We start from the raw sequence: 25,167 nt of genomic DNA, 5'->3' as shown, positions 1-25,167 counted from the left end.
CCGACCGCACGGCCGGGGGCTCTCGTCATTCTGGCGCGCGACGACGACGGCGACGGAGCGGTCCGCCGGCCGCTTAGCTCAGACCTTCGGCATGGGGGCGAAGAAGCCGGCCGAGCCTCCGCCATCGGTGACGATGACCTGACCGCTCACGAAGCTGGCAGCGTCGCTGACCAACCAGGCGACTGCGTTCGCGATGTCGGACACCTGCGCCAGCCGGCCGAGCGGGATGCGGCCGGTCACCCGGGCCTCGAACTCGGGGTCCGCCAGCAACGCAGCCACTCGCGCCGTCCGGGTCATCGACGGGGCCACCGCGTTGAGCCGCACGTTGAGCGGGCCCCACTCCAGGACGAGCACCCGCATGATGACCTCGAGTGCGGCCTTGCTGGAGGCGTACGGGGCGATGCGGGGGGCCGGGGACGACACGGAGACGGACGAGACGTTGATGATCGAGCCGCCGCCGCGCTCGCCCATCCGTGGTCCGATGGCGCGCATCAGCCGAACCGGCGTCCACACGTTGAGGTCGTACAACAGGTCCCAGGTGTCGTCGGTCGTCTCCTGGAACGGCACCGGCCCTTGCTCGGGTGCGGCGTTGTTGACCAGGACGTCGACGTCGCGGCACTGCCGCGCGAGGTCGTCGACCGCCGCGCGGTCTCTCAGGTCCACGTACACCGCCTCGGCCGAACCGCCGGCCTCCTTGATGGCCGCGGCGGTGGCCGCGAGGCCGTCGGCGTCGTTCGCGGCCAGGACGACTGACGCGCCCAGTCGGGCCAGGGTCGTCGCGATCTCGGCACCGATGCCTCGGCTTCCGCCGGTCACCAGGGCTGACTTCCCTGCCAGCGTGTCCGAGCGGAAGACGGTCAGTGGGTCGGTCACTTCGTTGCTCCTTAGAGGCGGCGGCGCCGCCGGGTACGAGATTCGGGATGCATCCTCGGCACGGTATGCACGGCCGGTCAAGCGGCTCGAAGGATTGCTGGATGCGGGATACATCTTGTAATCTCCGGGGGTGGATCTCGACATCGTGCGCTATGAGAAGGACGGCCAGGGTGTGGCTGTCATCGAGCTGCACCGGCCGGAGAAGGCCAATGCGCAGAGCGTGCCCATGACCTACCAGCTCAACGAGGCCTTCGACCGCGCGGTGCGTGACGACGACGTCCGAGCCATCGTGCTCGCGGCCGCGGGCCGCCACTTCTCAGCCGGTCACGACCTGACCGACCCGGCGCGTTACACCGAGACGGACCTCTGCGTGGGTACCTGGGCCGGGTGGGCAGCACCGGGGGCCGAGGGGCGCCTCGCCCGTGAGCACGAGATCTACTTCGACATGTGCCGCCGCTGGCGCAACCTCTCCAAGCCGACGATCGCCGCCGTCCAGGGCAAGTGCATCGGCGGCGGCCTGATGCTCGCCTGGGTCTGCGACCTGATCATCGCGGGGGAGGGAGCGGTCTTCCAGGACCCCGTGGTCAACTTCGGCATCAACGGCATCGAGTGGCTGGCGCACCCGTGGGAGCTTGGGCCCCGCAAGGCCAAGGAGCTGTTGATGACGGCCGACTCCTGGACGGCTCGGGAGGCCGAGCAGCTCGGCATGGTGAACCGGGTGGTGCCGGACGACCAGATCCGCGACGTCGCGGTCGAGCTCGCCCGCAAGATCGCGACCAAGCCCGCGCTCGCGGTGAAGCTCGTGAAGTCCGCCATCAACGCGACCGTGGACGCGCAGGGCCACGAGGTCGCGACGCAGAACTCGTTCGGCCTGCACCAGCTGGCGCACGCGCACAACGAAGTGCTCTTCGGGTCGCCGATGGACCCCAGTGGACTGCCGGCGAACATCCGCACGTCGGACCCGCTGTGGAACCGCCCCGGCAGTTCTGACGGTCCTGAGGCGGCCCCCGCGACGACGTCCGCCTGACGCCTGACGGTTGTCGCGGATGCTGACCGCCACTCATCTCCCCCCGGCCGGCTGGCGCGCCGACTGGACGAAGCGCGGGCTGTGGCGCGCCGGCGCCCTCGACGACGCGCTGCGCGCGAGCGCGACCCGCACCCCGGACAAGGCGGCGGTCGTCGAGGGAACGGTGAGTGTCACCTTCGCCGAGCTCGATACCCTCGTCGACCGGTGCGTCCGGTTCCTCGAGAGCGCCGGCGTGGGGACGGGGGACGCGGTGGCGTGGCAGTTACCCAACTGCGTGGATGCGGTCGTGCTGTTCTTCGCCGTAGCCCGCCTGCGGGCGGTCTCGGTCCCGGTCGTGGTGATCTTCCGGGACCGCGAGCTGACGTTCATCTGCCAGCAGACCCGGGCCACCGTGCTCGTGGTGCCCCGGGAGTACCGGAAGCACGACCACGCGGCCATGGCGCGGCGGGTGGCGGAGGCGGTCCCGACCTTGCGGACCACCCATGCGATCGATCTGGACGCCGCCCCCGGGGCGAACTGGCCCGGCGAGGAGCTCGGGGCGCCGACGGTCGACCTGCGCCCCGCTCCGGGGCTCGAGGAGATCGCCGCTGTCCTGTACACCTCGGGCACCGAGTCCGATCCGAAGGGAGCGCTGCACTCGCACACCGGCTTGGCGTACGACTCGCGCTCCATGGTCGACTTCCTCGGCCTCACGGGCGACGATGTCTTCTTCATGCCATCGCCGCTGACGCACGTGACCGGTCTGCTCAACGGCATGGTCGGGCCGATCATTCTCGGGGCCACCGTCGTGCTGCAGCGTGATTGGGATGCCGATCGCGGGCTGGAACTCATCGCCCGCCACGGCGTGACCTACTCCGTCGTGGCGACCCCCTTCATCCAGCAGATGTTCGCGCATCCGGATGCAGCTGAGGCGCTGTCGTCCCTCCGATTCTTCCGCTGCGGCGGCGCCGACATCCCGGCATCGCTGATGGAGTCCGCGCAGCAGCTCGGCGTGGCCATCCTGCGCGTCTACGGGATGACCGAGATGCCGACCGTCACGTGCGTTCCGCCGGACGCCCCGCCGGACAAGGCGGCCTTGACCGACGGCCGCCTCATCGACGATACGTTGCTCCGACTGGCCGCCGGTGGCGATGGCCGGGACGGCGCGATCGGTGAGATCGAGGTGGCGGGTCCCGAGATCTTCCTCGGGTACGTCGACTCGTCGGTGAACGCCAGGGCGTTCACGGCCGACGGGTACGTGCGGACTGGAGATCTGGGCAGCGTGGATGCTGATGGGTACGTGACGGTGGCCGGCCGGTCGAAGGACATCGTCATCCGTGGCGGGGAGAACCTGTCGGCGAAGGAGATCGAGGAGGCGCTGCGGCGCGGGGACCACGTCGTCGACGTGGCCGTGGTCGGCGTGCCGGATGCGACCTTGGGCGAGCGGGCCTGCGCCTTCGTGGTCCCGGGTCCGGCCGGCGGACCTGGGCTGGACGAACTGCGTCGCCTGGTCCTCGATGCGGGCCTGGCGATTCAGAAGAGCCCCGAGCACGTACGCCATGTCCCCGAGCTCCCGCGTACGGCGAGCGGCAAGGTGATCAAGGCCGCGCTCCGCCAGTCGTTCATCGACGAGAACCGGGATCCGCAACCCGCTCCGTGAGCGCCGGGGGCTGGCCGAGCTGTCACACGGGTGTCCGCCGGTGGATAGTCCTCCGCGCGGAAGGCCTTCCACCACTGAGGCACGGCCGGGCTGGACGCCGCGAGGGGCGACGGGCGACGCTCAGCAGCAGAAGCCGGAGCCGTACCCGTCCCCGAGGGGTCGAGTACGGCTCCGGCCGGTTCGGCTCAGATCTTGCGGTCGTGCCCCTCCCAGTACGGGGCGCGGAGTGCGCGGCGCAGCAGTTTGCCACTGAGGTTGCGCGGCACGGTCTCGACGAAGTCCACGCTCCGGGGGGCCTTGAACTTCGCCACTCGGGCGCGACAGTGTTCGATGAGCTCTGCCTCGAGGTCGGAGGACGCCGTCCACCCCTCGCTCAGCTGTACCACAGCCTTGACGGATTCGCCCCAGTCCGGGTCGGGGACGCCGATGACCGCGGCCTCCTCGACGGCGGGATGGATCAGCAGCGCCGCCTCCACCTCTGCCGGATAGATGTTCACCCCGCCGGAGATGATCGTCTCGGCGGCACGGTCGCAGAGGAACAGGTAGCCCTCCTCGTCGACGTAGCCGATGTCACCGACGGTGATGAAGTCACCGTGCCGGGCTGCTGCCGTCTTGCCCGGGTCGCCCTTGTACTCGAAGGTCGTGGCGACCTTGAAGTGCACCAGGCCGGCGTCACCGACCGGCAGTTCGTTCCCGCTCTCGTCCAGAATGCGCATCTGCGCATCGGGGAAGGGGCGACCGACGGTGCCGGGGCGCTGCAGCCACTCCTCGGGGCTGACATGCGTGCCACCGATCTCCGAGGAGGAGTAGTACTCCCACACGATCGGCCCGAACCACTCGATCATGGCCCGCTTCACCTCGGGCGGGCACGGTGCCGCGGCGTGGACGACACTGCGCAAGCTCGACACGTCGTACGCGGCGCGGGTTTCCGCGGGTAGGCGAAGCATCCGATGGAACATCGTCGGGACGAAGTGCGCCGCGGTCACCTTGTACTTCTGGATGAGGCGCAGCGTGTCTTCCGGGTCCCACTTGTCCATGATCACGACGGTCTGCCCGAGGTGCAGGGCCGCCATTCCGAAACCGAGCGGTGACGCGTGGTACATCGGTCCGAGGACCAGGTGCACCTCGTCCTCGCCGAGACCCAGACCGGAGTTGGAGAACAACCTTCGGGTGAAGGCCGACGAGGCGGCGTCGGGGTCGCCGGTCGGCCGCGGCCTCAGCACGGCCTTCGGCCGGCCCGTCGTTCCCGACGTGTAGTACAGGCGGTGCCCGGGACGGCGCACGGTGGGGAGGTTCGTGCTCTGCTCGGCCTTCCAGGCCTCGTAGGACGTGAAGCCCTCGACCTCCCCGCCCGCCACGAAGCGGCGGTTCTCCGCGATGCCGGCCATGTCCGCGGCCTCGCGGACGATGTCGACCAGCGAGACGTGCGTGAACAAGGCCTTCGCACCGCTGTCCTTCAGGATGAACGCCATCTCGTCGGCCTGAAGGTGCCGGTTGATCGGGGTGAAGTAGGTGCCGGACTGCAGGACGGCGGAAAAGATCTCGTAGACGATGTGACCGTTGGGCAGGATCGTCGCGGCGACCTCATCGTCGCTCAGGCCGAGGCCGATCAGGCCGTTAGCCACCTGGTTCCCCGCCGCGAAGAGCTCGGCATAGGTGACCACGGTGCCATCGGGGTCGATCACCGCGGGCTTGTCCCCGAGCAACTCGGCCCGTTGCCAGAAGGAGCGTCCGGCGACGTCTGGTGTAGCGGTCACCACTGTGCATTCCCTTCATGGGGTGTATCCAGGATCCTGCGGATGTTACCGGAGTCTAGGTGTTCCGTGTAGGCATGCAGCCGAGCGGTGCCCCTGCTCGACGTCAGCCGCAGCGAGGGCGGCATCGGGAACAGGAGTGGACCAGATGCATTCGTCGCACACCAGCGGACTCCGCGAGTCGTACGACCACCTGCTCGTGCGGCGGGAAGGGCATGTCCTCGAGGTGACGATCAACCGCCCCGACGTCCGCAACTGTCTCCACCCCCCGGCGAACGACGAGCTGGACGAGGTCTTCAACGCCTACTTCGCCGACGAGGATCTCTGGGTCGCCATCCTCGTCGGGGCCGGGAACAAGGCGTTCAGCTCCGGCGCCGACCTCGCCTACCTGACGTCGGGACGACGGCTCTGGCTGCCGGAGAACGGAGTCGCCGGCCTGACACGACGCCGGCGGTTGCCCAAGCCGGTGATCGCGGCGGTCAACGGGATCGCCGTGGGCGGGGGATTCGAGGTCGTCCTCGCCTGCCACCTCGTCGTCGCCGATGAGACGGCGTGGTTCGCGCTTCCCGAGGTGCGGGTCGGCCGGATGGCGGCGGCGGGAGGACTCGCCCGCCTGCCCCGGTGTCTCCCACCGAAGCTGGCAGCCGAGCTCGTCTTGACCGGTCGCCGGCTCGGAGCCGTCGAGGCGCAGGCGCACGGTGTGGTCAACCGAGTGGTCGGCCCGGGCCTCGCGCTCCAGGGCGCCCGGGCGTTGGCCGCGGAGATTCTCGAGGGCTCGCCCGTTGCGGTGCGGGCTTCCCTGGCGGACCTGGACGAGCTGGGCGGCTTCGCCGACACCGCCGAGGCGGTTGCCCACCGCAGCCCGAACTTCGACGAGGTGAAAGGGAGCGCAGACGCTGCCGAGGGGGTCCGCGCCTTCTTGGAGAAGCGCCGGCCCCGGTGGCAGAACCGTTGACGGGCACGCACGAGGGTGATCGGGATGGCCCGCCCGGCCGACGGACACCTGACCTCGAGAGTGTGGCGCCTCCGGTCGGGGGCGACGCCACCGGACCTGACCACCCTGCTGCGCGCGCCGGCGGGCAGTTGTCTGGACGACCTCCAGGACACCGGATTCTTCGTCAGGCAGATCGCCGATCGTCATGTCTCAAGGAGTCAACAGTGACATCCGCGTTCCATGCGCCCACAGCCGATCCCATGACGGTCGGAGACTGGACGATCATTCCGATCCGGGACGGTCAGTGGCGGGCGACTCCGGCACAACTGCAAGCGACCTCGGCGCAGACGGGCACCCGTGGACCGGGCTCGGCGCAGAGCAAGAGGATTGGGACCGCCACCCGGAGCTCCTCCACGACGACGGAACGGTCGAGTTGACCATGGGCGGACTCCTGTTGGTTGGTCATGACCGGGTCGTCCTCGTGGACACGGGGTTCGGCCCGAACGCGATGGGCCCCCTGCAGGGCGGCGAGCTGCCGGGCAACCTCGCGAAGGCCGGCTTCTCCCCGACCGACGTGACCGACGTCGTGTTCTCCCACTTCCACATCGATTACATCGGCTGGGCGAGCGTGGACGGCCGCCCGTTCTTCCCATCCGCGACCTATGGCATCAGCCACGTCGGCTTCTGGGTGCGTGATCTGGACAGCATCATGGAGCGGGTCTGGGCAGCGGGCATCAAAGGCACCATCACCGACCACGACGGTGCGGCATACGGCGACCCCACGGGCGCCAAGGTGCGCTCCTGCATGATCCGCGATCCCGAAGGAACCTTCCGGCAGCTGGACGAATGGGTGGATCAGCCACCCGGCGGGACCGCCTGACTCACCGCGCGTGGACGGCCGGCCGTCCACGTCGGCCTCCGCGGTCGTCGGTGCGATCGCGCGCGTGGCTGCCCGTGTTTGCCTCGACAAGCCGGGGTGGTCGGTCGGCTGAGATCCGAGAGGCGTGCGGCGCGCTCCAGCAGGTGCGCGTCGGTGACCCTGCGCGCAACGAGTTCCTGTCAGGGTAAAGACTCGGTCTGCATCCAACATCCAGGCAAGGTGTGTGAGGCACCGTCGGCCATGTAACGTCCGATGCCCAGCGCCATTCACCTGGCTGTACACCATCAAGGAGCCCGTATGCCTTCACCCTGGGTCGCCGATCGATCCAAGCTTCCCCACCCGGAGTCCGTGGAGGTCTGGGTCGACGGTCAGATCGGGCACATCCAGCTCGCGGAGCCGGAGCGGCTGAACCCGCTCGGCGCGAACGAGATCCACGTCCACTACGCGCTCGAGGAGCTGCGCGCCAACCTCGATGTGCGGGTCGTGGTGCTCAGCGCGCAGGGCCGCGCGTTCTGTGCCGGTGCTGATATCCGGCCGACGAACCACTTCGGCGGCCACGACGAGCTCGACTGGTCCAACGGGCAGCGGCTCGCGTACAAGTACGCATTCGGAAACATGTGGGAGACGCTGCACAACTTTCCCAAGCCGATGGTCGCCGCGGTTCAGGGCTACTGCCTCGGTGGCGGGTGGGAGCTCGCGCACATGTGCGACCTCATCATCGCGAGCGATGACGCCGTCTTCGGTGCAGTCGAGATGGATGTGGGCCTTCCGCCGTTCTCGAACACCTGCAACTACCTGGCCAAGATGGTGGGCAAGCACAAGGCGCTCGACTGGCTGCTCAATGCCAGGAGGATCCCGGCCCAGGAGTTGCTCCAGCACGATCTCGTGAACCAGGTCGTGCCCCGTGACCAGCTCTTCGACACCGCAGTCGAAGTCGCCAAGACGATCGCGGCGCGGCCGCCGCTGACTGTCGCGGCAGTCCGCCAGCTTGTCAAGAAGTCGATGAACACCATGGAGCACTACGAACTCGAGCGTGCCTGGGCATACTTCCTCAAGGGCACCGACGACTCGATCAAGGCGCGGGCGGCCGTGGCGGAGCGCCAGCCGCCCCCCGAGTTCACGGGCGAGTAGAGGGCGTACCGACGCCTCATCGATTGCCGGGCGCACCTCGAGCCCCACGAGAGCAAGCCGGGTCACCCGTGCGGCGCTGCTCGCGTTCGGCGGCGCGCACGGGGCGCTCGGGCTGATCCGCGATCCCGATCAAGCAGAGGGAGTCCAGGCGGAGCTGCCGGCGAGGTTCACGGCCCGGGGCGCAGGGCCACGGGTGGTTTGGCCTCGGGCGGTGACTGCATGGCTGCCGACCTCGGGATTGCTCGGGGGCTGCTGCCGCCGCCCGCTCGGAACATCGCCGGGGATACCGCGTCGGCGAGCTCCCGAACGGGTCGGCGGAATCGCAGGAACGCATCTCTCGGGGTCTGCTGCCCAGACGCTGTGGACGAAGAGCACCACGTGCAGGGTTGAGTCCACCCGTCGCGGACTTCATGACGCCACGCTCGTCGTCAATCGCCCCACGGCCTATGCAATGGGAACCCTCATGGCTATCGTCACCGACGAAATGCGCTCGCTCATCGGCATGGAGTCCGAGCCGCGCTCATCCGAGCCCGTGTCGGAAGAACTGCTCCGTCGCTTCGTCCATGCCGTTCTGGAGGACGATCCGGTCCACTGGGACCCGAGACGAGCGAGCGAGTCGCGGTACGGCGAAGTGGTTGCACCGCCACTGTTCCCGGTGTTCGCTTTCCAACGGGCCCCCGGGACGCCCGACCCGTTCGAGGCGTTCGCGGCGGACCCGGACGACGACGGGCTGTTCGACATGGGCCGGACCCCGGGGCTGCCGCTGATCGACCTTCCGGTGAAGCGGGTGCTCAACGGCGGCAGTGAGGCCCGCTTCCACCGACTGGCCCGCGTCGGCGACGTGATCACGGCACGGTCGAAGTACGTCGACATCAGCGAGCGTCAGGGCGGTGACGACAACCCGATGGTCTTCATCCGTACTGAGACCACCTATACCAACCAGCACGACGACTTGCTCGTCGTCGTCACGCAGACGGTGATCCGACGCTGACGAGCGGGTGCTCGCGGCGGGGGAGTCGTGGGCCGGCCCGTCGATGACGGGCCGGCCCGGCTCAGTCGACGAGCGGGAGTTCCGCCCGCGGCTGGAGCAGGTTCGTCAGTGCCGTCAGCGACGGCTGGTCGTCCAGGGCATCGATCAGCCCGACCAGCTCGGCCGCGACCTCGGCTCCGAGTCGTGGGGTGACCAGCAGGTCGAACTTCCCGGCCAGGGCGGTCCACTCGTCACGGAGCTCGCCGCCATCGAGGTGTCGCAGGCCCGCGGTCTCACCGGAGCTGCTCTCGGCGGTGGCCCGGACAGTCCGGCCGTCCCGTAGCCGGACCTCCAGCTCGACGTCCGTCCAGTCGCCGTCGATCGACTCCGTGGCGATCCGGGCCATCAGCTCGCGGATGTCCGGGTCCTGGACGGCGGCGTCCTCGAACGATTGTGGACCGGCGCCCCGGCCGGCCAGTGCGAGGGCGGCACAGTAGCGGATGCTGAACTTGCCCTCGAGGCCGGAGGCGGGATCCTCGATCGCGCACATGCCTGCGATCAGCGGACTCACCCGCAGTCGCACGTCCTCGATGTCGTCGACCGTCAAGTCGTACTGCCGGCGCAGCCGCGTGAGGGTGTCGATGGTGGGGTGCGTGCCGCCGCAGCAGGCGTGGTGCTTGAACGACACCGCCTCGACGCCGTAGCGCTCTCCATCGTCGAGCTCGCGAGCCGGCGCGGCGGGGTCGAACGTGGTGCTGCCGGTCGAGGCGAACCCCTGCTCGGCTTCGATGGCGTCGGGGTTGACGGTGAAGCCTCGCGCTGCCAGCTGGGCGGCGAGGACGCCGCTCATGGCGGCTCGGCCGGCATGGAAGGGCTTGCCCATGGTGCCGAACATGGCCTTGAGCCCGGCCGCTTGGGTCGCGGCAAGCCCGAGGGCGTGCTGCGTCTGCGGCACATCGAGGTTCAGCAGGTGCGCTGCGGCGGCCGCCGCGCCGAAGGTGCCGATCGTGGCGGTCCCGTGCCATCCGGCGACGTAGTGACTCTTCCCCACCAGGACCCCGACGACGCTCGCCGCCTCGATGCCGGCGACGGTCGCAGTGACCAGGTCGCGGCCACTGGCCCCCCGGCCCTCGGCCACGGCCAGGGCCGCGGGGACCACGGCCACGGACGGGTGCCCCATCATCAGGGAGCTGCCGTCGTCGAAGTCCAGGGCGTGCGATGCCACTCCGTTGGCTAGCGCCGCCAGCTGGGCCGTCGTGCGCCCCGGCCGGCCGACCAGCGTGCACGGACCGTCGGCTGCCTCGTCGAGCGCCAGGTCACCGGCGATGCGCCCCGCGTCCTCGGTCACGCCCGCGACCGTCACCCCGGTCCAGTCGAGCAGGCAGTGCCGAGCCCGCGCCAGTACGTGCTGCGGCGGGGGAGACGTGCGCAGGGCGACGAGCCTCTCGGCCAGGGCTCGGGTGGCGCCAACGACTTCGTCACTCATGAGGGATCGCTCCGTCTCGGTTGCCGCGAGCCCTAAGACATCGTCGAGCCGCCTGGTCGAAGGGATGGGGTGTCGGTTCAGTGGGGGTCGAGCAACTCGGTCCGCGGGTGCGGCGTCCCGGGCGCTCCTTCCGACAGCTCCGCGACCGGTACGTGGTCCGCGTGGTAGCACGCGACGTCGTGACCGGCCACCTCGGCGAGCGGGGGAGCCTCGACGGTGCACTCCTCCGTGGCGAGCGGGCACCGGGGCGCGAAGGAGCAGCCCTTCGCCGGGGGCTTCCCCTGCACGGCGGCCAGCGGGATGGCTGTCTGGCTCTTCCGCCGGTTGGGGTCGGGAACCGGGACGGCAGCAAGCAGGGCGCGGGTGTACGGATGACGCGGCTCGGCGAACAGTTGCTCTGTGGTGGCCGACTCGACGATCTGCCCGGCGTACATGACGACGACGCGATCGGCGATCAGGCGGACCAGCGACAGGTCGTGGGTGATGAACAGGTAGGCCATGCCGCGTTCTACCTGCAGGTCGCGGAGCAGGTTGACCACCTGCGCGCGGATGGACATGTCCAGGGCGGCCACGGGCTCGTCGCAGACGATCAGGTCCGGGTCCGTCGTGATCGCGCGGGCGATCGCGATGCGCTGCAGTTGGCCCCCGGAGAACTCATAGGGGAACCGGTCCATGTGGTGGGTGTCCATACCCACCCGCTGGAGGAGGTCGAGGACCTTCGCCCGCCGCTCGGCGGCGGACATCTTCGTGTGGACGAGGAGGGGCTCGGCCACCGTGTCGCCCACGACCATGCTGGGGTCGAGGGAGGAGTAGGGGTCCTGGAAGATCATGCGCATACGGCCGCGCAGTCGCCGGAGGTCCTCCTTCGAAGCCGCGCGCAGATCCGAACCGTTGAACTCGATGCCGCCGTCGTCGGGCTCGATCAGTCGCAGCGCGAGCCGCCCCACCGTCGACTTCCCGGCACCGCTCTCACCCACGACCGCGACCGTCTCGCCGCGCGCGACCGAGAGGGTCACCCCGCGTACGGCATGGAAGTAGCTGTTCGGTTTGCCCAGCAGCGTGCGGCCGGTGACGAAGGACTTGGTGATCCCGCTCAGCCGAAGGACATCGGTCATCGCACGCCTGCCAGGGAGAGTTCGTCGGCTCGGATGCACCGGGTGGCGCTGCCGTCCCGGCTCAACAGGGGAATCGGACCGGACCTGCAGGCGTCGACCGCGTACCGGCAGCGATCGGCGAAGTGACAGCCCTGCGGCCAGGCGTGGGCGGGCGGGACGCTCCCGGGGATCGCCGCCAGCCGGCCGCGGGCGACCGCGCTCTCGGGCAACGACTGGATCAGACCCTCGGTGTACGGGTGGCGGGGATGGCCGAAGACCTGCGTGGCGTCACCCTCTTCCACGATCTGGCCGGCGTACATCACCGCGACGCGGTCGCACATCTCGGAGACGACCCCGAGGTCGTGGGTGATGAACAGGATGGCCAGTCCCATCTCCTCCTGCAGCGTCCGGAGCAGCCGCAGCATCTGCGCCTGCACCGTGACGTCGAGTGCGGTGGTGGGCTCGTCGGCGATGAGGAGCGACGGGCGGGAGGCCAGGGCACTGGCGAGCATGACCCGCTGACACATGCCGCCACTGAACGTGTGGGGGTACTCGCGTGCCCGGCGCTCGGCATCGGGAATCTGGACCAGCTGGAGCATCTCGATGGCCCGCTTCCAGGCCTCGCGGCGGCTGAGGCCCTCGTGGATGCGGACCGACTCGGCGATCTGGTCCCCGATCGTGAACACGGGATCGAGACTGCGCCGCGCCTCCTGGAAGATCATAGAGATCTTCGCACCCTGGATGCGGCGTAGCTGACGGGCGTCGAGAGCGGCGAGATCCTGCCCTTCGAACTGGATCGACCCGCTGCTGATCCGGCCGACGCGGCGGTCCAGCAGACCCATGATCGCCAGCGACGTGACCGTCTTGCCCGATCCCGACTCGCCGACGAGGCCGAGGGTCTTGCCGCTGGGGACCTGGAGGTCGACGCCGTCGAGGACCCGGACGCGTCCATGCTCGGTCTGGAACTCGACCGACAGGTCGGTCACCGTCAGGACGGCATCGGTGACGTCACCGTCGGGCGAGGTCGGCAGGGGAAGGGCTTTCATGGCCATCAGGATCCTCGAGAGTCGCGGCCGAGGGCGTCCCGCAGACCGTCGCCGAGTTGTGAGAAGGCGAAGACGGTCAGCGTGATCATCACGGCAGGGGGGATGATCGCGAAGGTGGATTCGTGGACGTGCGCGAAGCCTTCGCGCACCATGGAGCCCCAGCTGGCGTCCGGCACCTGCACACCGAGGCCGAGGAAGCTCAGGCTGGCCTCCGCGGTGATGATGAAGCCGACGGCGAACGAGGCCTGGACCAGCAGGGGACCGCTCGAGTTCGGCAGGATGTGCCGCAGCAGGATGCGGCTGGTGGGGACGCCGTCGGCGCGGACAGCTTCGATGTAGGTCTCGTGCGAGACCGACTGCGCCGCACTGCGGCCCACGCGGTAGAAGCGGGGAGCGAAGACGATGCCGATGGCCACCATCGCGTTCGTCAGGCCGGGGCCGGCGACGCCCACGATGGCGAGGGCGAGGACCAGCCCCGGCAGGCTGAGCAGACCGTCGGCGATCCGGCTCAGGATTGCATCGGTCGCGCCACCGACGTAGCCCGCCAGGAGACCGAGCGGCACGCCGAGCACGACCGCGACGAGGAGGCCCTCGGTCGCCGCCAGGAGGGTCACACGGGTGGCGGCGACGAGCCGACTCAACGTGTCGCGTCCGAAGGAGTCCGTGCCCAGCCAGTGGTCTCCCGACGGGCCGGAGAGACGATTCACCAGGTCCTGCTTGTTGGGGTCGGGGAGCGGCAGCAGTCCACCCAGGGCCGCCACCAGGATCAGCAGGGCGATGAACCCGGCTGCGATCATCGCCCCGCGGTTGCGGCGCAGCCGGCGCATGACCCGGCTGCGCGATCGGCGCGTCGTCGTGGTCCCGTCCGCTGCCAGCGTCGACTCCGGCGCTGGCGTGACAACTTCGGTGGTCGGCGTCTCGGTCATGCTGCGCTCCTCAGTCGGGGGTTGAGTCCTGCCTCGACGACGTCGACCACCACGGTCGTCCCGATGACAGCGATGGCGGACACGAGGACGCAGCCCTGGATGAGCGGGAAGTCGTGCTGCAGGACTGCGTTGAGAGTGAGGGCACCGAATCCCGGCATCGCGAAGACCTGCTCGATGATCACGGTCGAGCCCAACATCCGCGCGAGCTGCAACCCGATGACGGTCAGCACCGGAGGCGCGGCATTCTTCAGTCCGTGCTTGCCCAGGATCAGCAGCGGAGGCAGGCCCTTGGCCCGCTGCGTCCGGATGTAGTCCTGTTCGAGGACGTCGACGAGCGCCCCGCGCAGCTGCCGCGTCACTTCGGCCGCCGAGGTCAGCGCCAGTGCAAGTCCCGGGAGGATGAGGTGGCTGAGCCACACACCGAAACCGTCCGCCAGCGGCTTGTACCCCGTTGCCGGGAAGGCCTCGACCGTGAGGGCCAGCAGGATCACCAGCACGAGTGCCACCACGAACGACGGGATGCCCAGGAAGAAGGAGCACGTGGCCGAGATCGCCCGGTCGGTACGGGTGTCGCGGCGCACCGCGGCCAGCACACCCAACGGAATCGCGATCACGAAGACGAGCACGTAGGCGACGACGATGAGGGACACCGTCACCGGCAGCGCCGCACCGATCGCGTCCCCGACCGACTGCCCGGAGAACAGGGACGTCCCGAAGTCGCCTTGCAGCAGGCCGGACATGTAGTCCCCGAACCTCTGCCAGATGGGTTGGTCCAGGCCGAGCGTCTGCTCGAGCTCGGCTACCCGCTCCGGAGTGGCGCCCTCCCCGGCGAGGAGCTCAGCGGGACTCCCCGGCGTCAGGTCGATGAGGAGGAAGGACAGGAGCGAAACCACCACGAGGATGGGGATCGCCAGCAGCAGACGCCGTCCGACTGCTCCGATCATGAACGGTCTCCTTGGCTGGAGGGGAGTCGGACCGTCTGCCGGTCCGCACGCACGGCGGGATCGGAGGCGTGGGCCCTGCTGGACATTCTGATTCCTTGCTCGTGTGGCGCTCTGGTTCCCTGCATGTGTGGCGGCAGGGTCCGACCGGCCCCGACGCTGTGACTTAACGTACAGAAACCTGGGCCCTGGATCCAGTCTCGCGTGGAGGAGTCCGGCGGAGCTCCGATGCCGGGGTAGTCGCGGGTGGCTCTGACATCGCCGGCTCCCCAGCAGTCGGCGTCCGGTGCCGGACCTGGCTTGGCAGCCTTCGCAGGAGGTGAGGCTCCGCTTGACAGTTGAGCCAGGGAGTTGATTCCGTCGCCCTCATCGCTGTGTCGGCAGCGGTCGCCCGGCCACATTGGCCGTGCGGCGACCGCACTGCCGAGCTGAGGCGGAGCGGCTCGCCACTCCCTCGCGCGAGCATGCACCGCCGTCGGAAAGGAACCGATCCCCTTGTCCCAGTCCAAAGTCGCCTACTCCATGCCGGAGAGCCCGTTCGTGCTGCCGCCGGAGCTCATCGAGGTGAAGGACCTCGTCCGCCGGATCGTGGACGAGGAGTGCATCCCGCTCGAGTCCACGTTCCTCGCCGACAATCCGGAGTGGGAGCGCGGCGGGATCGGGGGGGAATCCCTGGTGGACGGCACCCTCCCGGCCGCGGACTGGAAGCGACTGCGCACGATCGCCGCCGAGACGGGGCTGGACACGGCCACGCTGCCGGTGGAGTACGGCGGGATGGGTTACGGCATCCTCGGGTCGTTCGTCATCGCCGAGGAGCTGAACCGAACCATCATCCCCTTCCCCCGGGCGTTCGTCATGGGGCCGCTGTACTCGGGGAACGAGGAGCAGCAGCAGAAGTACCTCCTGCCCTCGATGCGCGGCGAGCTCTCCGGCTGCTACGCCCAGACCGAGCCCGACGCGGGGTCGGATCCGGGGGCCATGACGACCCGCGCGGTCCTCGACGGCGACACGTGGGTCATCAACGGGACGAAGACGTTCATCTCCGGAGCGCATCGCGCGGACTTCCACCTCCTGCTCGCGGTGACCGACCCGGAGAAGCGTCAGCGCGGCGGGATCACGATGTTCATCGTCGACTCGGACACGCCCGGCATCTCGTTGCAGCCGCTGCGCACCTGGCAGTCGAGCCGACCGCACCAGTTCACCGTCACCTATGACAACGTGCGGGTGGCGCCCGGTCAGGTAATCGGCGAGGTCGGTGGGGGATTCGGCCTCGGGCAGCAGTTCCTGGCCATCCAGGACCGTTTGAGTCGGGGGTCGCTCGCCTGCGGGTTCCTGAGCCGCAGCCTCGACCTCGCCGTCGACTACGTGCAGCAGCGGCGGACCTTCGGCAAGCCGCTGAGCGAGCGCCAGGCGATCCAGTGGATGCTCGTCGACGTGCTCCTCGACCTCAAGAGCATCCGGGCCGTCTCCTACGAGACCGCAGCACTAGCCGACCGCGGCGAAGATGTCCGCGCTTACGCGGCGATGTCGAAGCTCATGGGCGCCAACTGGGGCCACCGCTCCATGGACAAGATCATGCAGATCTTCGGCGGGCTGGGAGAGGCGATGGACTTCCCCATCCCGCACTGGTACCACCAGATCCGCCACGGTCGCATCGGCGGCGGGACGGACGAGATCCAGCGCATCCTTATCCAGCGGGCCATCTTCAGCGAGGGGAAGTCCCTCTGGCAGGCGTGACCGCCTGGGTCGCTCGCCAAGGACGCGGGCGTCCCGTGAGCCGGCGGGGGTCGGTCTCGTTGCCGGTTCCCGGCTCACATGGATCCTGTTGACTTCATCCTGGATCCTGGTTCACTCGCTGCACAACCCTCGATAGCCCCTGGAGTTACTTGTGCAGGTTCACGACGCCGTAGCGCGGACGCTCAGCGAGCAGGGCGTCGACACCCTGTTCGGCCTGATGGGCGACGCGAACATGCTCTACATCACCGACTTCGTCAGCCAGCAGGGCGGCAGGTTCGTCCCTGTCGTCGACGAGCGGAGCAGCCTGCTGATGGCCGCCGCGTACGCGTCGGCGCGCAACTGCGTCGGCGTCGCCACGGTCACCCACGGCCCGGCTCTCACGCACGCCATGACAGGCCTGGTGGAGGCGACCCGCGGGAATCAGCCCGTCGTGCTCGTCACCGGTGACACGCCCGGCGTCGCGAGCCACATCCAGTACATCGACGTGCGGGCCGTGGCCGCACTTGCGGGGGCCGGCTACGAGCGCGTCTGGAGTGGCGCGTCCGCTGCTCCGGACGCCGCCCGGGCGTTCCGGCGGGCGCTGACGGAGCGTCGGCCCATCGTCCTCGACGTCCCGTTCGACCTCCTCGAGGACGAGTGCGGGAGCGACGAGCTCGCGGCGCGGGTTGAGCTCGCGGGCCCGCACGACGCGGACGAGGAATCGATCGACGCCGCCCTCGGTCTCGCGCTCAGCGCGTCGCGACCGGTGGTGCTTGCGGGTAGGGGAGCCGTGCACGGGGGGGCGCGCGACACGCTCGTGGAGCTGGCCGAGCACCTGGGCGCACCGCTGGCCACCACGCTGCTCGCCCGGGACCTCTTCCGCGGCCACCGCCTCGACCTCGGGGTGAGCGGAACGGTCTCCACCGGAGTGGCGTCGGGGTACCTCGCGACGGCGGACTGCGTCCTCGCCTTCGGCGCGAGCCTCAATCAGTGGACGACCGATCGCGGTCACTTGCTGCAGAACGCGCGAGTCGTCCACGTGGACCGGGATGCCGCCAGGCTGAATGCCCATCGCCCGGCGGAGATCTCGATCGTGGGCGACGCGCGCGCGGTGGCTGCGCAGCTGCTGGATCACCTGAAGGCCGCCGAGGTCGAGCCGTCGTCCCGCTCCAACGACACGCTCGCGCGGGAGCTCGCCGAGTGGGCTCCCGAGAGATCCTTCACCGACCGCAGCGGCACGGACACGATCGACCTCCGCACCGCGATGGTCACCCTGGACCGGGTACTCCCACGTGAGAGGAACCTCGTGACCGACGCCGGACGGTCCATGACCACTCCCTGGAAGTTTGTGCACGGGGACGACCCCCGCGGGTTCATGCACTCGGTGAACTTCGGGTCCATCGGGCTGGGCGTCGGTACCGCGGTCGGCATGGCAGTCGCACGCCCCGATCGCCCGACAGTGGCGGTAGTCGGAGACGGCGGGTTCATGCAGGGCGTGGTCGAGTTGAGCACCGCGGTGCGGGAGCGCCTTCCGCTCATCGTGGTCGTCGCGAACGACGGAGCCTATGGCGCCGAGTGGGTGAAGCTCGCCGAGTACGGCCTCAACCCGGAGGGTTCGCGAACGCAGTGGCCGCACCTGGCCGGTCTGGCCGAGGCTTTTGGAGCGCGGGGGTACACGGCCCGGACAGTCCAGGACCTCGAGAAGCTCGAGGACGTCTTCGCCGATCTGCAAGGTCCGGTGCTCGTCGACCTGGTGATCGACCCGGCCGCGAGCCTGAGCGACTGATCGGAGGCGGAGTGGGTGTCCGGCCGGAGCTCCGTGCCGTCACGGGCCGCAGGCTCGAAATCAGTTCCACGACGAATGCCCGTCCCAGGGCGCCTGAAGGGAAAGCGATGATCATCAACAGGAGTCCGGCAGCGGCGGTGCGGGCATGACCGCCACGGTGTCGGAGGTGCTGACCCCGCGGGTCATCGACGCGCTCGTCTCGTCCGCCAATCAGGACGGCGAGTTCGGGATCAACGCCGGCGCCTGGACCGGCAGGGTGGTGCTCGTCTGTGGGGAGGCACGCCGGGAGCTGACCGTGCGCCGGGGAGTGCTCGGCACGGACCTCGACAGTTCCGCGGACGAGGCTTCCGCCGACGAGCCGGTGGTGATCGAGGGACCCGCTGAGGAGTGGGCGCAGCTCACGCGTGCGGTGCCGCCGCCGGGTTACACCGACGTGTTCAGTGCCGTCTGGTCCGGCATGACGGTGTCCCCGCCGCCGCACGACGCCCAACGGCACCTGGCCATCCGGCGGCTCGTAGAGCTCCTGCGCCACGCGGTCAACGGCACCGATGCCGCACCGCAGGTGATCACCAAGCCGAGCCGGCACGGTGTCCACGACGCCGCAGTCGGCCGGTACGTGCACCTGGACATCGATGGCGTGGACCACCGGGTCTACTACGAGGAGGCCGGGTCGGGGATCCCGCTGCTGTGCCAGCACACCGCCGGGTCCGATGGCCGCCAGTGGCGCCACCTCCTCGAGGACGAGCGCGTCACGTCGCGCTTCCGGGTGATCAGCTACGATCTACCGTTCCACGGCAAGTCACTACCTCCGACCGGAATCGCCTGGTGGGCCCAGAAGTACCGGCTGACCCGCGAGACCCTGATGCAGGTGCCGATGGGCCTGACCGACGCGCTCGGTCTGGACCGCCCCGCGTTCATCGGTTCTTCGGTGGGCGGGATGCTTGCGCTGGATCTGGGGCGGTACCACCCAGACTTGTTCCGGGCTGTGATCTCGTGCGAGGGAGCCTTGCACCTCGGGACCGGGGCCAGGGAGGACGACCCGGGCCAGGTGGTCGAGATGGGCGAGGACCCGGCCGTGCACGCCGCGTCAATGATGGCGTGGATGGCCGCCACCGCGCCCGAGGCGTACCGGCAGGAAACCCGGCTCGGGTACGCGCAGGGTGCTCCGGGCATCTTCCCCGGGGACCTCTACTACTTCACCGTGGACCATGACCTCCGTGGGCAGGGGCATCTTCTGAACACGCCGGAATGCCCGGTGTACATGCTCACCGGCGACTACGACATCGCCACCGTCGCGGCCTCGGAGCAGACGGCCAAGGAGATCCCCGGCGTCCACTTCGAGCTGATGACCGGCTTGGGTCACTTCCCGATGTCGGAGGACCCGGAGCGCTTCGCCGCCCACCTCCTCCCGATCCTCGACCGGATCGCCGGCACCTGACCCCTCGAAGGTCATGACGTACACAGTCCCCGTGGCGGCCAGGCTGGCCACCACGCGGACTCGTGCATGTGCGGGGCGCTGCCCCGATGCCCGGATCTTGACGGGCGAGCGCTCCTGGCTCGGAACGGCGGCTGACTGAGGCCGTGCTCCTCGACGATCCCAGGGCCGATAACGGCTCGGATACGCATGCGCAGACGGACCACCGATCGCTTGACAAGCTTGGATACAGCATCTTGGATTCGCGTGGCCAATCTCATAGCTGAGGAGAGTTCATGCGCAAGATCCACCGGTTTGCCGCCTTGTCCGTAGGGGTCGCCATCGCCGTCACCGGCTGCAGCGACTCGGACTCGGACTCGAGCTCGGACTCCTCCGGATCGGCGGCGGAGCTGACCGGCGAACCAGTCGTCATCACGACCACCATCGACGACCCGGTGTACGACATCAACTCTCCCGCCCTGAAGGTGGCGGTCGACGACGTGAACGCGAACGGCGGGATCAACGGCCGGCCGCTGCAGTCGGAGGAGTGCAACAACAACAACGACGCCAACACCTCGGCGCAGTGTGTGCGTGACGGCCTCGCGGCCGGCGCGGTGGCCGACGTCGGCAGCGCCGACAACTTCGGGTCCGCCTCGCTGCCGGTTCTGGAGAGTGCCGGGGTCGCCCGGTTCGGCAATCAGCCCTACAACCAGGCGGACTTCACCTCGCCGGCGTCCTATCCCATCGTCGGCGGTGGCCTCGGCGGGATCAGCGGCCAGGCCACGTTCGCCGTCGAGGAACTCGACGCCCAGGACATCTCCGTGGCGTACCTCGACGTCGCCGCCGGGCAGACGCTGCCGCCCCTGCTGAACGCTGCCGTCCTGCAGCCCAGGGGCCTGGAGCTCGGAACGTCGGTCGGTATCCCGATCGGCGCGGCGGACATCTCGGCCCAGGTCGCGGCCAGCACCGAGGGCGACCCGGACGCGGTGTTGCTCGCCCTGACCCAGGACCTGGCGGCCAAGTACATCCGCACGGCGCGCCAGCAGGGCTACGAGGGCGCGATCGTTGCGCCGGCGGCCGTGTTCTCGCTTCCGGTGATCGATGAGCAGCTGCAGGGTGTGACCGACGATCTGTACTTCATCGGGGGTGTGTCGCAGGAGGCCGATGACTTCGACGACTTCCAGGCAGCGATGAAGGACGCCGGTGAGGAGGCGGCGGCCAACGAGGCGGCGTACACGGTGTGGCTCGCGGTGCACGAGTTCGCCGAGATCGCCGCGGGACTGCCGGAGATCACCCCGGAGGCCTTCGCCACGGCTCTCTCGCAGACCACGGACCTGGACACCGGCGGGGCCACGCCCCCGCTGGACTTCACCACGCCGGGCGTCGCTCTCGGCGGGCAGGCGCCCAGGGTGTTCAACTCGACCAGCTACGGCCTGATCTACGAAGACGGTGAGCTGAAGCAGACCGGCGACGTCATCGACCCCTTCGGACAGCTGTCCTGACTCGCTGACGGGGCCCACGTCCACATGAGAGAGCGTGGGCCCCGCAACCAGAATCCCGAGCCGATTGTCGGTCAGGGGAAGCCGTCTCGAGCTCATGCCCAGACCAAGCGGTACAGCCTGCGTGACCCGTGGGCCTGTCAGAGGAGTGACCGTGACGCCAGCAGTTGACCGTCTGCGCAAGCTAGCCGGTGGGGGCGGTCGTCCGCCCGTGCCGGCCGGGCGTCGCGCGGACCAGGTCTCCCGAGCCGACCGGGTTGGTCAGTGATGAGCGAATTCCTGCAGTTCCTGCTGCTCGGGCTCGGCGCCGGCGGGATCTACGCCCTCCTGGCGCTCGGAGTCGTCGTCGTCTACCGCGGCTCAGGCGTGGTGAACTTCGCGAACGGCGCGTTCGCCCTCCTCGGCGCGTCGTTCTTCTACGAGCTGCGTGACCGGGTCGGGATTCCCGTCGCCATCCTCGTGGGAATCCTCGCAGGAGTCGTGGCCGGAGTGCTCGTGCAGCTCCTGGTCATGCGGCCGATGCGGCACGCCTCACCGCTCGCGCGGGTGATCGCGACACTGGGACTGCTGACGGTGGCGCAGGAGGCCGCCAAGCAGCGGTACGGGTCGAATGGAATCTTCGTCAAGTCCGTGCTCCCGCAGGATTCGGTCGACGTCACCTCCGACATCTCCGTCGGCGAGGACCGGCTCCTGCTGCTCGCGATCACCGTGGGGTTGTTCGCCGTGTTCTACCTGGTCTACCGCCGGACCAGGTTCGGACTGGCGACCACCGGCGTCGCGGAGAACGAGATCGCGATGTCCAGTCTGGGCTGGTCGCCGAACGTGGTCGCAGCGATCAACTGGGGTGTCGGCGGAGGGGTGGCTGCGCTCGCAGGCGTCCTGCTCGTCCCGATCACCGGTCTCTCTCCGACGTCGCTGACCCTCTCCATCATCCCGGCCCTTTCCGCCGCGCTGGTCGGTGGCTTCTCCTCCCTCCCCCTCACCTTCCTCGGCGGCCTGCTGGTCGGCGTGCTGGAAGCCGAAGCGACGCGATACGTCGACTACCCGGGATCGGCAAGTGCCGCCCCGTTCCTGATCATCGTTGTGATCCTCGTGATCCGGGGCAAGGCGCTACCGTTGCGCAGTCACCTCAACGACCGTCTGCCCCGCATCGGCACCGGACGCATCCGCTGGCAGACGGCGGTCGTGCTCGGGCTTCTGACGCTGATCTCACTGTGGGTCTTCACCGGGGACTGGGCCGTCGCCATGACGACGACCGCCGTTTACGCGCTGATTTGCCTGTCCCTCGTCGTGCTCACGGGATATGCAGGCCAGCTCAGCCTCGCCCAGTTCTCCATCGCGGGAATCGGCGCACTCATCTCGAGCCGGCTCGCGGACTCGGGCGGCCTCCCGTTCCCCATCGCGGCCGTCCTCGGCGTCCTGCTCACGGTTCCGGTCGCATTGCTGGTGGCCCTACCCGCCCTCCGTGCCCGCGGGGTCAACCTCGCGGTCGTCACGCTCGGATTGGCAGTGGTCGTGAGCGCTGTCGTGCTGGCGAACCCGGACATCATCGGGGACGCACTCCACGGCATCGTGGTGCCCGAGCCGAGGATCTTCGGGTTTAGCGTCTTCGCGGTCGACCACCCCGAGCGTTATGCAGCCCTGTCCGTGATCTTGTTCATCATCTGCGCGGTCATGGTGTCCAACCTGCGCCGGGGTCGTGCCGGCCGACGCTTCATCGCCGTCCGCGACAACGAGCGCGCGGCAGCCAGCCTGGGGATCAGCATCGTCGGGGCGAAGATGTACGCCTTCGGTCTTGCCGGCGCCATCGCCGCGGTCGCGGGCGTCCTCACGGCCTTCCGATTCCCGAACGTCCAGTTCGAGCAGTACGACGCGTTCGCCTCGATCGCCGTCGTGCTCCTTGCCGTGATCGGTGGCATCGGCTTCATCAGTGGCTCGATCGTCGGCGCCCTCGGTGCGGCAGGCGCCGCCTTCGAGCTCGTCCTCTCGCGGTTCGTCGACCTCTCCGGCTGGTTCCCGTTCATCGCCGCTGTGATCCTCGTGCTGACCGTGGTGCTCTCACCCGACGGCGTCGTGCATGCCCAGCTCCACGAAGCGCACAAAATTCGGGCGCGGGTCTCGGCTCGACGTGCACGCGGGCGTGCCGCCTCCGCAGCCGAGGAACGTCCGGACCGGGCGTCCGCTCCCGAACCGGTGGAGACCCCCGGCGGCGCCACGCAGGTGGCGGCTGCGCCCGTCAGCGCGGTTCCTCCCCGACACTTCGAGATCCGTAACGTCACCATGCGCTTCGGCGGGGTGACGGCGCTCGAGGACGTCAGCCTGTCCATTGCGCCGGGCGAAGTCGTCGGTCTGATAGGTCCGAATGGTGCCGGGAAGACCACGCTCATCGAGGTGGCCAGTGGCTTCCACCGCTCCTACGAGGGCAGCGTCCTCTTCGACGGCCGCTCGATCGACCGGCTGAACGCGGTGAAGCGGGCCCGATCCGGACTCACCAGGTCCTTCCAGTCCCTCGAGCTGTTCGAGGATCTCGACGTCGATGCGAACATCCGCGCAGCTTGCGATGAGCGATCGCTGCGCAAGGACGTGCTGGATCTGTTCCGCCCGGACCGGTCACGCTTGTCCGCGGCAGGCGTCGCCAGCGTCCGCGAGTTCGAGATGCAGGACGAACTGCGCGAGAAGCCCTCCGACCTGCCTTACGCCCGGCGGCGCTTGGTGGCGATCGCCCGCGCGGTGGCGACGTCGCCGTCGATCCTGTTGCTCGACGAGCCCGCGGCCGGACTCGACGCGAGGAGCACGCGGGAACTCGGCGTCCTCATCCGTCGGCTGGCCGCCGAGTGGGGGATGGGGATCCTGTTGATCGAGCACGACGTGTCGATGGTGCTGAGCACGTGCGACAAGGTGGTCGCGCTCAACTTCGGCAGGGTCGTCGCCAGCGGGACCCCGGAGGAGATCCGTCGTGATCCGCAGGTCATCGAGTCCTATCTGGGCGCGGCCGCGAACGACACCTCAGACGGTGCGCTGGCCGACCAGGATTCTGCGCCCGCCTCCGTCGGCACCACAGAAGGGCGATGACGATGACCTCGACAGGAGAGCTTCAGGGCGCCGCGGCGCCGGGGACTCCTCGCACCGGCGTACTCCGCCTGAAGGTTCGCGGCCTGGCCGCGGGCTACAACGGGGCGGCTGTCGTCAGCGATCTGGACCTGGAGGTGCACGCCGGCGAGGTGGTCGCATTGCTCGGTGCCAACGGCGCAGGGAAGAGCACCACCCTGCTGGCCCTGAGCGGGGTGCTCGCGCCGCTCGGTGGTGAGGTGGAATGGCTCGGCCGGACCCGTATGGCGCCGCTGCACGTGCGTAGCCGCAACGGTGTCGCCTTCGTGCCCGAATCTCGATCGATCATCTCGGGGCTGACGACGGAGGACAACCTGCGTCTCGGCCGCGGTCCGGTCGAGCTCGCCCTGGAGTACGTGCCAGAGCTCAAGAGGCTCATCAAGCGTCGGGCCGGACTTCTGTCCGGCGGTGAGCAGCAGATGCTGACACTCGCGCGTGCCCTTGCTGGTCGCCCCCGGCTCCTGCTCGCCGACGAGTTGTCCCTCGGGCTCGCTCCCATGATCGTGGAACGACTGCTCACGATCGTGCGGCGAGCCGCGGACGAGGAAGGCATCGGCGCGCTCATCGTCGAGCAGCAGGTCCAGAGCGCTCTGTCCATTTCCGATCATGCGTACGTGCTGCGCCGTGGGCGGCTGGTGCTCGAGGGTCCTGCCGCGGAGCTGCACGGTCGGCTGGACGAGGTCGAGTCGCTGTACCTCGCCGACGCCGCGGTGTAGCTGTACGCGGGTGTCTTCTCCGGGCCGGTCCGGCTCGATCTCTACGAGCCGAGCCAGCCCGGCTCGTTCTCTCCGGGCCGGGCCGGACGACTCAGAAGAGGACCTCCCGTTCCACCTGTTGTTCGTCGTTGCGACGTCTGGGCGCGCCCAGGCGCGAGTATGCGGAGGCAAAATGCGCGCGCCATCCGCTTCCGTTGACAATGCTCGAGACTAGTTGGATCCTACAT

At 69.1% G+C, this 25,167-nt stretch carries 19 protein-coding genes; 12 read left to right on the top strand and 7 right to left on the bottom strand.

Annotated elements, in window-relative coordinates:
• Window positions 1–78 precede the first annotated feature (78 nt).
• Window positions 79–873 (bottom strand): SDR family NAD(P)-dependent oxidoreductase, encoded by a 795-nt coding sequence (locus N555_RS0102430; RefSeq protein WP_051683620.1) that lies wholly within the window; start codon window positions 871–873, stop codon window positions 79–81.
• Window positions 874–1,003: 130 nt separating this feature from the next.
• Between N555_RS0102430 and N555_RS0102425 the strand changes: the two genes are divergently transcribed.
• Together N555_RS0102425 and N555_RS0102420 are read left to right on the top strand one after the other, a co-directional pair.
• Window positions 1,004–1,900, top strand: a complete 897-nt coding sequence (locus N555_RS0102425) for an enoyl-CoA hydratase (protein ID WP_081865924.1) — start codon at window positions 1,004–1,006, stop codon at window positions 1,898–1,900.
• Window positions 1,901–1,919: 19 nt separating this feature from the next.
• Window positions 1,920–3,539, top strand: coding sequence for an AMP-binding protein (locus tag N555_RS0102420; RefSeq protein ID WP_029429905.1), 1,620 nt, complete (start codon window positions 1,920–1,922; stop codon window positions 3,537–3,539).
• 185 nt (window positions 3,540–3,724) lie between these two features.
• On the opposite strand, the gene N555_RS0102415 is transcribed toward N555_RS0102420, so the two are convergent.
• Window positions 3,725–5,296: an AMP-binding protein gene (locus N555_RS0102415; RefSeq protein ID WP_029429904.1), complete on the bottom strand. Its 1,572-nt coding sequence runs from the start codon at window positions 5,294–5,296 to the stop codon at window positions 3,725–3,727.
• 145 nt (window positions 5,297–5,441) lie between these two features.
• Between N555_RS0102415 and N555_RS25515 the strand changes: the two genes are divergently transcribed.
• The 4 genes from N555_RS25515 (at window position 5,442) to N555_RS0102390 (ending at window position 9,229) form a co-directional block, all read left to right on the top strand.
• Entirely contained in the window at window positions 5,442–6,248 is an 807-nt protein-coding gene (locus N555_RS25515; RefSeq protein WP_051683617.1) for an enoyl-CoA hydratase-related protein, read from the top strand.
• Window positions 6,249–6,531: 283 nt separating this feature from the next.
• A complete protein-coding gene (locus N555_RS26550; RefSeq protein ID WP_029429902.1) occupies window positions 6,532–7,107 on the top strand; it encodes an MBL fold metallo-hydrolase in 576 nt (191 codons plus the stop codon).
• A gap of 348 nt (window positions 7,108–7,455) precedes the next feature.
• Window positions 7,456–8,238 carry an enoyl-CoA hydratase/isomerase family protein gene (locus tag N555_RS0102395; protein ID WP_029429901.1) on the top strand — a complete coding sequence of 261 codons (783 nt, stop codon included), beginning with the start codon at window positions 7,456–7,458 and terminating at the stop codon, window positions 8,236–8,238.
• Between the two features lie 463 nt (window positions 8,239–8,701).
• Complete coding sequence (locus tag N555_RS0102390) at window positions 8,702–9,229, top strand: FAS1-like dehydratase domain-containing protein (protein WP_029429900.1); 528 nt, start codon at window positions 8,702–8,704, stop codon at window positions 9,227–9,229.
• A 61-nt stretch (window positions 9,230–9,290) separates the two neighbouring features.
• Here the strand turns inward: N555_RS0102390 and N555_RS25505 are convergent, their stop codons facing one another.
• The 5 genes from N555_RS25505 to N555_RS0102365 all read right to left on the bottom strand — a co-directional run bounded on the left by N555_RS25505 (window position 9,291) and on the right by N555_RS0102365 (window position 14,704).
• On the bottom strand, window positions 9,291–10,694 hold the full coding sequence (locus N555_RS25505; RefSeq protein ID WP_081865921.1) for an MmgE/PrpD family protein: 1,404 nt from the start codon (window positions 10,692–10,694) through the stop codon (window positions 9,291–9,293).
• 77 nt (window positions 10,695–10,771) lie between these two features.
• The gene (locus N555_RS0102380) at window positions 10,772–11,809 is read right to left on the bottom strand and encodes an ABC transporter ATP-binding protein (RefSeq protein ID WP_081865920.1); all 1,038 of its coding nucleotides are present in this window, start codon (window positions 11,807–11,809) and stop codon (window positions 10,772–10,774) included.
• Window positions 11,806–12,834 (bottom strand): ABC transporter ATP-binding protein, encoded by a 1,029-nt coding sequence (locus N555_RS0102375; protein ID WP_197028882.1) that lies wholly within the window; start codon window positions 12,832–12,834, stop codon window positions 11,806–11,808. The genes N555_RS0102380 and N555_RS0102375 overlap by 4 nt, the downstream gene beginning before the upstream one ends.
• A gap of 5 nt (window positions 12,835–12,839) precedes the next feature.
• Entirely contained in the window at window positions 12,840–13,760 is a 921-nt protein-coding gene (locus N555_RS0102370; protein ID WP_029429896.1) for an ABC transporter permease, read from the bottom strand.
• Window positions 13,757–14,704 carry an ABC transporter permease gene (locus N555_RS0102365; RefSeq protein ID WP_029429895.1) on the bottom strand — a complete coding sequence of 316 codons (948 nt, stop codon included), beginning with the start codon at window positions 14,702–14,704 and terminating at the stop codon, window positions 13,757–13,759. Before N555_RS0102365 ends, N555_RS0102370 begins: the two co-directional genes overlap by 4 nt.
• Before the next feature lie 492 nt (window positions 14,705–15,196).
• On the opposite strand from N555_RS0102365, the gene N555_RS0102360 reads away from it, so the two are divergent.
• From N555_RS0102360 to N555_RS0102335, 6 genes are all read left to right on the top strand, one after another.
• Window positions 15,197–16,438: an acyl-CoA dehydrogenase family protein gene (locus tag N555_RS0102360; RefSeq protein WP_051683606.1), complete on the top strand. Its 1,242-nt coding sequence runs from the start codon at window positions 15,197–15,199 to the stop codon at window positions 16,436–16,438.
• Between the two features lie 151 nt (window positions 16,439–16,589).
• Window positions 16,590–18,203: a thiamine pyrophosphate-binding protein gene (locus N555_RS0102355; RefSeq protein ID WP_029429893.1), complete on the top strand. Its 1,614-nt coding sequence runs from the start codon at window positions 16,590–16,592 to the stop codon at window positions 18,201–18,203.
• Window positions 18,204–18,348: 145 nt separating this feature from the next.
• A complete protein-coding gene (locus N555_RS0102350; protein WP_051683604.1) occupies window positions 18,349–19,641 on the top strand; it encodes an alpha/beta fold hydrolase in 1,293 nt (430 codons plus the stop codon).
• A 272-nt stretch (window positions 19,642–19,913) separates the two neighbouring features.
• Entirely contained in the window at window positions 19,914–21,119 is a 1,206-nt protein-coding gene (locus N555_RS0102345) for an ABC transporter substrate-binding protein (RefSeq protein WP_029429891.1), read from the top strand.
• 264 nt (window positions 21,120–21,383) lie between these two features.
• A complete protein-coding gene (locus N555_RS0102340) occupies window positions 21,384–24,188 on the top strand; it encodes a branched-chain amino acid ABC transporter permease/ATP-binding protein (protein WP_029429890.1) in 2,805 nt (934 codons plus the stop codon).
• Window positions 24,185–24,940: an ABC transporter ATP-binding protein gene (locus N555_RS0102335; protein WP_081865919.1), complete on the top strand. Its 756-nt coding sequence runs from the start codon at window positions 24,185–24,187 to the stop codon at window positions 24,938–24,940. Before N555_RS0102340 ends, N555_RS0102335 begins: the two co-directional genes overlap by 4 nt.
• The last annotated feature ends 227 nt before the right edge of the window (window positions 24,941–25,167 follow it).

This window comes from Blastococcus sp. URHD0036 (genome assembly GCF_000701365.1).
Lineage (GTDB): Bacteria > Actinomycetota > Actinomycetes > Mycobacteriales > Geodermatophilaceae > Trujillonella.
Note: the sequence above shows the minus strand (reverse complement) of the source record. Positions and strands in the feature narration are given on the sequence as shown.